Below are 7349 nucleotides of genomic sequence, written 5' to 3'. Positions count from 1 at the left end.
TTGCGAGAAAGACATGAAAGTTACTAGATACCAGATACTTAGGTGATGAATTTTTCGGCATGTTTCTTCAGACACGCCCATTTCCGCCCCTCCCCCGCCCGACTCAAACATCCGAATTCCGACTCGAACCGCCCATCCACAAGCTTACCCACAGGCTTATGCAGAGTTCCCCGCGAGATCCCCGCTCCGCCACCAGTGAATCGCCCCACCCGACTCGAAAACGGCCCCCGAAAGAGAGCCGATACCGAGTCACCCGGGACAAACCCGAGTCGCCCTGGGGAGAGACAGCTCGAAATTTGGCTCCGGGCCTCAGTTCAGTGCGCCGGATTTACTGACGACAAATCTGCGGCTCCCGGTCAGGAACGAGACAATCGGATCCGCACCGCGCGACCCCACTCTATATAAGGGTCTTCCGCCCCTCCTATATATGAGCCCTCCCTCCCCCCTTCCCGCCCAGCAAACTTGCGCCGGGCCGCGCCCCACCTATTTATCCCGGATGACCGACCTCCAAGCCTCGATCTCCGCCTGCCGGCTTTGCGCCGAGCGCTTTGCCGCGACCAGGACCGGCCATGCGCCGAGGCCGGTGGTCTGGTTTGCCCCTGAAGCCCGGCTGCTGATTGCCAGCCAGGCGCCGGGGCTGCGGGTGCATGAGGCCGGGATGCCGTTCTGGGATCGCTCGGGTGACCGGCTGCGCGACTGGCTGGGGGTGGACAAGGACACCTTCTATGATCGCAGCCGCATCGCCATCCTGCCGAACGCCTTCTGCTTCCCGGGCTATGACGCCAAGGGCAGCGATCTGCCGCCGCCGCCGCTCTGCGCGCAGACCTGGCATGACCGCGCATGCCGAACCTGCGTCTCAAGCTGGTGGTGGGCGGTCATGCGCAGAAGTGGCATCTGGAGGATCGGCGGTCGGTGACCGAAGTGGTCAGGGATTGGCGCAATGCCCCCGAGGGCGTGCTGCCACTGCCGCATCCGTCCTGGCGCAACACCGCCTGGCTGAAGAAGAACCCCTGGTTCGAGGCCGAGCTGGTGCCGGAGCTTCAGTGCCGGGTGCGCGCAGTGCTGGCCGACTGAGGCGGAAACCCCGGGGTCGGCCCTTGCCTCAGGGCGCGGGGCGTTCTACCGCGGGGGCCGTGACGCCCACATGTCATGAGACGCGCGCAAGGAGATGCCCAGATGACCGAACTCACGCCGCTTGATGCCGCCCATGCCGCGATGGAGGCCGCGCCGGAGGACGAGGCCGCGCGCCTGCGGTTCTACGAGCGTCTGGCCGATGGCGAGATGTTCCTGCTCTTGGCCAAGGACCCCGAGGGCGAGGCCATCGAGCCCGAGCTTTTCGACGTTGCCGATGCACGCTTTGTGCTGGTGTTTGACCGCGAGGAACGGTTGGCGCAGTTCACAGGGCGGATCTCTCCTTATGTGGCGCTGTCGGGCCGGGCGATTGCCGGGATGCTGGCCGGTCAGGGCATCGGGCTGGCGGTGAACCCCGAGGTTGCGCCGTCGCAGATCCTGATCCCGCCGGAAGCGGTGGACTGGCTGGCCGAGACCCTGTCTGACGGGCCGGCCGAGGCCGAGGCGCGGATCGAGACGGTGCAGGCGCCGGCGGGGCTGCCGGATGTCCTGCTGACCGCGCTGGATGCCAAACTGGCGGGGGCCGCAGGGCTGGCGCGCTTCGCCTATCTCGCGGGGGTGACCTACGAGGGCGGCGCGCGCGGGCATCTGCTGGGCTTTGTCGATGCGGCACCGGGGGCCGAGCCGGCGCTGGCACGGGCGATCAACGAGGCGCTGACGTTTTCCGGGCTGGAGGCGGCGGCGCTGGACGTGGGGTTCTTTGGCGCATCGGATGCGATGGCGGCGACATTGGCCCGGCACGGGTTGCGGTTTGATCTGCCGCAGCCGCCGGAGGCTGAGGTGCGCAAGGCGCCGGGGAGCGATCCGGACAAGCCGCCGATCTTGCGGTGAGGCTATTGGCCCTTCGTCAAAGCACCTCGCCCGGGCGCGGAATCAAGGCCGCAGGCCGCCGCGCCATCGCAGACCCGCCCCGTCGCACCAAAGGTGCGCCGATGATAGTTGGAACGCCTTTGGCGTGACGGGCTGCGATTGGGTGAGGACAGCGCATCGATCTGGTCAGTCTCGGACTCGACTGAGATGAAGTACTGCCAAACAATCGTCGGATCGCCGCCCCGCGGGGCTGAGATGGCGCGGCTTGTACCATAAGTGATCCCGAGCCTCCCCCTGCACGTAAAGCCGCACCCCTACCTGCCCGCGTGACATCGCAATTTCTCCCGCCTATAAGGCGCTCAATCTCCCATTTTCCCGAGGACGACATTCATGACCATCCAGGTTTTCGGCCACAAATCCCCCGACACCGATTCCACCGGCGCGCCCATCGTCTGGGCCTGGTACCTCTCCGAGATCAAGGGCACCCCGGCCGCGCCCAAGCTGCTGGGCGAGCCCAACACCGAAGCGGCCTTCGTGCTGCAGCACTGGGGTCTCGACAAGCCCGAGATCATTTCGGGGGTCGACGCCGATGCGCCGGTCGTCATCGTCGACACCAACAACCCGGCCGAACTGCCCGAGGGCATCAATGACGCCGACATCCAGGCGATCATCGACCACCACAAGCTGGTCGGCGGGCTGGAAACCAAGGGTCCGATCGACATCCGGATCGAGCCGCTCGCCTGCACCGCCACCCTGATGTACAAGATGATCGGTGACGATCTCGCCCAGGCGCCCAAGGCGATCAAGGGCGCGATGCTGTCGTGCATCCTGTCCGACACGCTGGAATTCCGCTCGCCCACCACCACCCAGGAAGACCGCGCCATCGCCGAAGCCCTGGCCAAGGATCTCGGCGTCGACATCGCCGATCTGGCGGAAAAGATGTTCGCGGCGAAATCCGACGTGTCGGCCTTCTCTGACGCGGAACTTCTGCGGATGGACAGCAAGGAATACGGCGTCGGCGACACCAAGTTCCGCGTTTCGGTGCTGGAAACCACCTCGCCCCGGATCGTGCTGGACCGCAAGGACAGCCTGATGACCTCGATGGAAGACGTTGCAAAGGAAGACGGCGTCGATCAGGTGCTGCTCTTTGTCGTCGACATCCTGAACGAGGAATCGACGCTGCTGGTGCCGAACGATCTGGTCAAGAGTGTCGCCGCCAAGAGCTTTGGCGCCGAGGCCACCGGTGACACGCTGGTCCTGCCGGGCGTTGTCAGCCGCAAGAAACAGATCATCCCGAACCTCAAGGTCTGATCCAACGATGGGCCTGTTCGGTTTCGGCGGTCGCGCGGCATCCTTGCCGGATTTCACCGCGCTGTCGGTCGAACAGGCCCTTGACCAGTTGCGCGCGCTGTCGCTGCCGCGCCGCAACAGGGCCGTCGCCTCGGTGCTCTATTCCGCCCGGGCGCGGCCTGCCGCCCTTGAAGAGCAGATCGCCCTTTTCGACCAGATCGCGGCGCTGCCCGACATCGCCGCGCATCACCGCGCCAATGCCCGGATCGCCAGAACCCACAAGGCGCTGGAACTGGGCGACGCGGACCGGCTGAGCGACGGCATGGCGCCGCTGCTGGCGCTGCGCGACGAGATCGCGAGTTTTTCCGCCAGTGATGATATTCGGCAGGACCGCTGCCACGTCGGCTTTTCCCGGCTCTACGTCGCGCTGAACGCCGCGCTGATGACCCGGGATCGGGCGCTGGTTGCCGATCTGGTCGAGGAGGCGCAGGCCAATTGCCGCGACCACCTCGCCACATCCCTGCCCGGCGGCTTCTACCGCAGTTCGGCCAATGTCATGCGGTGCCTGGCCTTCGCCCTGATCTCCGGCCGCCACGCGGCAGACGCCTCGCGCGCCGAGATCGCCGAACTGGCCCAGAAGGTCTATGCCAGCGCCCTCGACAAACGCCCGCCGGCCGCACACCGCAGGAAGGACCGCAAGGTCAGTTCGGGCATCGCCATGCCGGATGCGGAGTTCATGCGCACGGCGGCGCTGGCGCAATTGCTGACAAGCTGGGCCGAGGGCGCGGACCTCGCGGCTCCGATTGGCCGCCTCGCCGTGGCGCAGCGGACCGAGGCGCAGCGCGACAGGCTGCTGACCTGCTGGACAGCGCTTACCTGACCGTCAGCGGCAGTAGGCCCCGCCGCGATGGCGCAGGGTGTCGTAGTGGAAATGATCCTCGTGATAGCCGTCCGACCCCGGCCCCAGCGTCGTGCCGAAGGTGCCGCAGGCGGCCTTATGCGCCTGCCGCAGGGCACGGCCCTTGGCGCCGCGGTTCCAGTCGCGCAGCACGTTGAGCGTGTCGCCGTTGACGAGGAAGATCTCGGAGATGTCGATCGCCTTGCCCTTGCCGTGTTCGCTGATCGCTGCACCGGGGCGATTGTTGCGGGTGCGGCAGGCGTAATGCGCCGCGACGCGCAACCCGGCCACGCCGCCGCCGATCTTGCCCACCGCCGGGCGCAGGCCGCCATCGACCCAGGTCTGCAGCGCCTTGGCGGTGCCGCAGGTCATCACCGCCTGCTGGCTCAGCCGCACGCCGGACACCGCGGTGACCCGGACCGCGCGTTCGGTGCCGCAGCCGGCGATACGACCGGAGATCCGCCCGATCTCCTCACCCTCGACACCCGGCAACCCGCAGAGCAACCCGCGCGGCTTTTCCCGCTGGGCCATCGCTTTTTGCAGAAAGCCCTTGGGCCGAAGCGTGGGGCGCGGCGAGCGCAGCAGGCGCGACGGCAAAGGGGGCAGCAGCTGTTTCGGCGACATGGTCGACAGGAAGAAGCCCACCGAGCGCGCCATCGGCCGCGGGCTGACGTCGGGCGCTGCGGCCCCGGCGGCGCTGGCCAGGAAGCCTGCCGCCACGACGGGCAAAAGCCGTCTTCTCATGCACCGCATCGCCTGATCCCGCATCGCTGTCCCTCGTTACCTTACATGTCTTGCGTCTTCGTACCGTCTTGCGGTCTGGCCGGATCATGCTCTTTCGCGCGACCGAAGTCGGGCGCGTCGGTGTCCTGACCCGCCTGAATGATACCACGGCGGATCGCCCGCGTCCGGGTGAAATAATCGAACAATTCCTCACCGTCGCCGGTGCGAATCGCGCGCTGCAGGGCAAAGAGCTCTTCGGTGAAGCGGCCAAGCATTTCGAGCGTGGCCTGCTTGTTGGTCAGGAAGACATCGCGCCACATCGTGGGGTCCGAGGCGGCAATCCGGGTGAAATCGCGGAAACCCGCGGCCGAGAACTTGATGACTTCCTGGTCGGAGACACGGGAGAGGTCATCGGCCACGCCCACCATCGTATAGGCGATGAGGTGCGGAATGTGGCTGACCACGGCACAGACGAGGTCGTGGTGTTCGACCTCCATGCGCTCGCAATTGGCGCCGAGCGCCTGCCAATAGGCCTCGACCTTTTCAACCGCGGCCATGTCGGCGCCTTCCGGCGGCACTATCAGCGTCCAGCGGTTGTCGAAGAGCGAGGCAAAGCCCGCCTCAGGCCCGGAATGCTCGGTGCCGGCCATCGGGTGGCTGGGCACGAAATGCACGCCGTCGGGGATATGCGGGCTGACTGCCTCGACCACCGCGGCCTTGACCGAGCCGACGTCGATCACCGTCGCGCCGGGCTTCAGATGCGGCGCAATGGCTGCGGCCACCGGGCCCATGGCGCCCACCGGCACCGCGAGCACGATCAGGTCAGCGCCCTCGACCGCCGCCTCGGCGCTGTCGCAGACCGTATCGCAAAGGCCGATGCGGCGGGCGGTGTCGCGCGTGGCCTCGGAGCGGGCGTAGCCGCTGATCTCGCCTGCGACGCCGCCGCGCCGCATGGCATGGGCCATGGACGAGGCGATGAGGCCGAGGCCGATCAGCGCCACCTTGTCATAGAGCTGCGCCATCAGGAGCCCTCCCGCCAGCGCGTCAGCGCGGCGATCACCCGGCCGGTTTGATCGGCGTCACCGACGGTGATCCGCAGCCCCTCGGGAAAGCCGTAGCCGGTGACCCGCCGCACCAGAATGCCCTCGGATTGCAGCGCCTGATCGGCGGCCCCGGCCTCTTCGGCATCGGCAAAACGGGCAAGCACGAAGTTGGTGTCGCTGTCGTCGCAGCCGATCCCCATCTGCCGCAGCGCTCCGGTGAGGCGCGCGCGCTGGTCACGGTTCAGGGCCACGCAGTCGCGCAGCCAGTCGGCGTCGCGGATGGCGGCCTCGGCGGCAGCCATCTGCAGTTCCGACAGGTTGAAGGGCTGGCGCAACCGGCGCAGCACGTCGATGATCTCCTGCGGGCCGTAGCCCCAGCCGACGCGCAGCCCGCCCAGCCCGTAGATCTTGGAGAAGGTCCGGGTCATCAGCACGTTGGGCCGCTCGGTCGCCAGCGCTGCACCGCCGTCGTAGCCCTCGGCGTATTCCGCATAGGCCGCGTCGATCACCAGAATGACCTCGGTCGGCAATCCATCAGCCAAGCGGGTGAGCTCGTCGTCGGAGAGCCGCGTGCCGGTGGGGTTGCCGGGGTTGGTGAGCAGGACGATCTTCGTGCGCTCGGTCACGGCGCCGAGGATGGCGTCGACATCGACGCGCCGCTGGGTCTCCGGCACGCAGACCGGGGTAGCGCCGGCCATGTGGGTCAGCACCGGGTACATCGAGAAGCCGTGTTCGGTGTGGATGATCTCGTCCCCCGGCCCGGCAAAGCCGGTGGTGACGAACTGCAGCACCTCGTCCGAGCCCACACCGCAGATGATCCGCTGCGGATCGAGCCCGTGCACTTCGCCGATCGCCTGCCTCAGGGCGGCATGGTCGGTGGAGGGATAGAGATGCACCTGCGACGCCGCCTTGACGATCGCCTCCTGCGCGCTCGGGGGCACGCCGAGGGGGTTTTCGTTGGACGACAGCTTGAGCACGTCGTCACGCCCGGCGATCTTCGATTTCCCGCCTTCGTAGAGGGCGATCTCCATGATCCCGGGTTGCGGGGAGAACAGCGTCATGTGGGGCTCCTTTCCGGGAAACCTCATAGAGCGCTCCGCCGGGCAAGGGAAGGTGCTGGATGGCGGGAGGGAAGAGCCGGGCAAGGCAATGCTCGACGGTTGTCACCACCGCCAACGTGAGCCGGGCCAGCGGCTGCCCGCGGGATGCCGATGCCAGCCGTAGTGCTGTAGCGCTTTTTCCCAGCCAGATCCGGAAAACCTCCGAGCGACGCACCAAGCCCAGCCAAAGCGGCAGCCCGGTGGGGCGGGCAGCCGCTGGCCCGGCGGCCTTCGGCCTTGATTCCGGGCCGGGTATGGCGCGACCGTTTGTCGCCACCGCTCACGTGAGCCTGGCAAGTGGCTGCCCGCGGGATGCCGATGCCAGCCGTAGTTCTGAAGCGCTTTATCCCGGCC

Annotated in this window: 6 protein-coding genes and 1 pseudogene; 4 read left to right on the top strand and 3 right to left on the bottom strand. The window is 67.2% G+C overall.

Annotated elements, in window-relative coordinates; translation table 11 throughout:
* The first annotated feature begins 427 nt into the window (after positions 1–427).
* The 4 genes and pseudogenes from ACN0SE_RS13410 (at position 428) to ACN0SE_RS13395 (ending at position 4111) form a co-directional block, all read left to right on the top strand.
* Positions 428–1074: pseudogene (locus tag ACN0SE_RS13410) on the top strand (uracil-DNA glycosylase family protein).
* A 102-nt stretch (positions 1075–1176) separates the two neighbouring features.
* Positions 1177–1962, top strand: coding sequence for an SseB family protein (locus ACN0SE_RS13405; protein ID WP_417525031.1), 786 nt, complete (start codon positions 1177–1179; stop codon positions 1960–1962).
* Between the two features lie 369 nt (positions 1963–2331).
* Positions 2332–3252, top strand: coding sequence for a manganese-dependent inorganic pyrophosphatase (locus ACN0SE_RS13400; protein ID WP_417525030.1), 921 nt, complete (start codon positions 2332–2334; stop codon positions 3250–3252).
* A 7-nt stretch (positions 3253–3259) separates the two neighbouring features.
* On the top strand, positions 3260–4111 hold the full coding sequence (locus ACN0SE_RS13395; protein ID WP_417525029.1) for a hypothetical protein: 852 nt from the start codon (positions 3260–3262) through the stop codon (positions 4109–4111).
* 3 nt (positions 4112–4114) lie between these two features.
* On the opposite strand, the gene ACN0SE_RS13390 is transcribed toward ACN0SE_RS13395, so the two are convergent.
* From ACN0SE_RS13390 to hisC, 3 genes are read right to left on the bottom strand one after another with little or no spacing between them, the layout of a single operon-like run.
* The gene (locus ACN0SE_RS13390; protein WP_417525028.1) at positions 4115–4873 is read right to left on the bottom strand and encodes an extensin family protein; all 759 of its coding nucleotides are present in this window, start codon (positions 4871–4873) and stop codon (positions 4115–4117) included.
* A 41-nt stretch (positions 4874–4914) separates the two neighbouring features.
* Positions 4915–5874, bottom strand: coding sequence for a prephenate/arogenate dehydrogenase family protein (locus tag ACN0SE_RS13385; protein ID WP_417525027.1), 960 nt, complete (start codon positions 5872–5874; stop codon positions 4915–4917).
* Positions 5874–6956, bottom strand: a complete 1083-nt coding sequence (hisC, locus tag ACN0SE_RS13380; RefSeq protein WP_417525026.1) for a histidinol-phosphate transaminase — start codon at positions 6954–6956, stop codon at positions 5874–5876. Before hisC ends, ACN0SE_RS13385 begins: the two co-directional genes overlap by 1 nt.
* Positions 6957–7349 lie beyond the last annotated feature (393 nt).

Source organism: Marinovum sp., from assembly GCF_048263515.1.
In the GTDB taxonomy this organism is placed as follows: Bacteria; Pseudomonadota; Alphaproteobacteria; order Rhodobacterales; family Rhodobacteraceae; genus Marinovum.
This window is presented reverse-complemented; position numbering and strand designations above follow the sequence as displayed.

Bases quoted from the DNA above. Each gene is read 5' to 3' on its own strand.
- ACN0SE_RS13405 (WP_417525031.1), top strand. From the start codon at position 1,177: ATGACCGAACTCACGCCGCTTGATGCCGCCCATGCCGCGATGGAGGCC.
- ACN0SE_RS13400 (WP_417525030.1), top strand. From the start codon at position 2,332: ATGACCATCCAGGTTTTCGGCCACAAATCCCCCGACACCGATTCCACC.
- ACN0SE_RS13395 (WP_417525029.1), top strand. From the start codon at position 3,260: ATGGGCCTGTTCGGTTTCGGCGGTCGCGCGGCATCCTTGCCGGATTTC.
- ACN0SE_RS13390 (WP_417525028.1), bottom strand. From the start codon at position 4,873: ATGAGAAGACGGCTTTTGCCCGTCGTGGCGGCAGGCTTCCTGGCCAGC.
- ACN0SE_RS13385 (WP_417525027.1), bottom strand. From the start codon at position 5,874: ATGGCGCAGCTCTATGACAAGGTGGCGCTGATCGGCCTCGGCCTCATC.
- hisC (WP_417525026.1), bottom strand. From the start codon at position 6,956: ATGACGCTGTTCTCCCCGCAACCCGGGATCATGGAGATCGCCCTCTAC.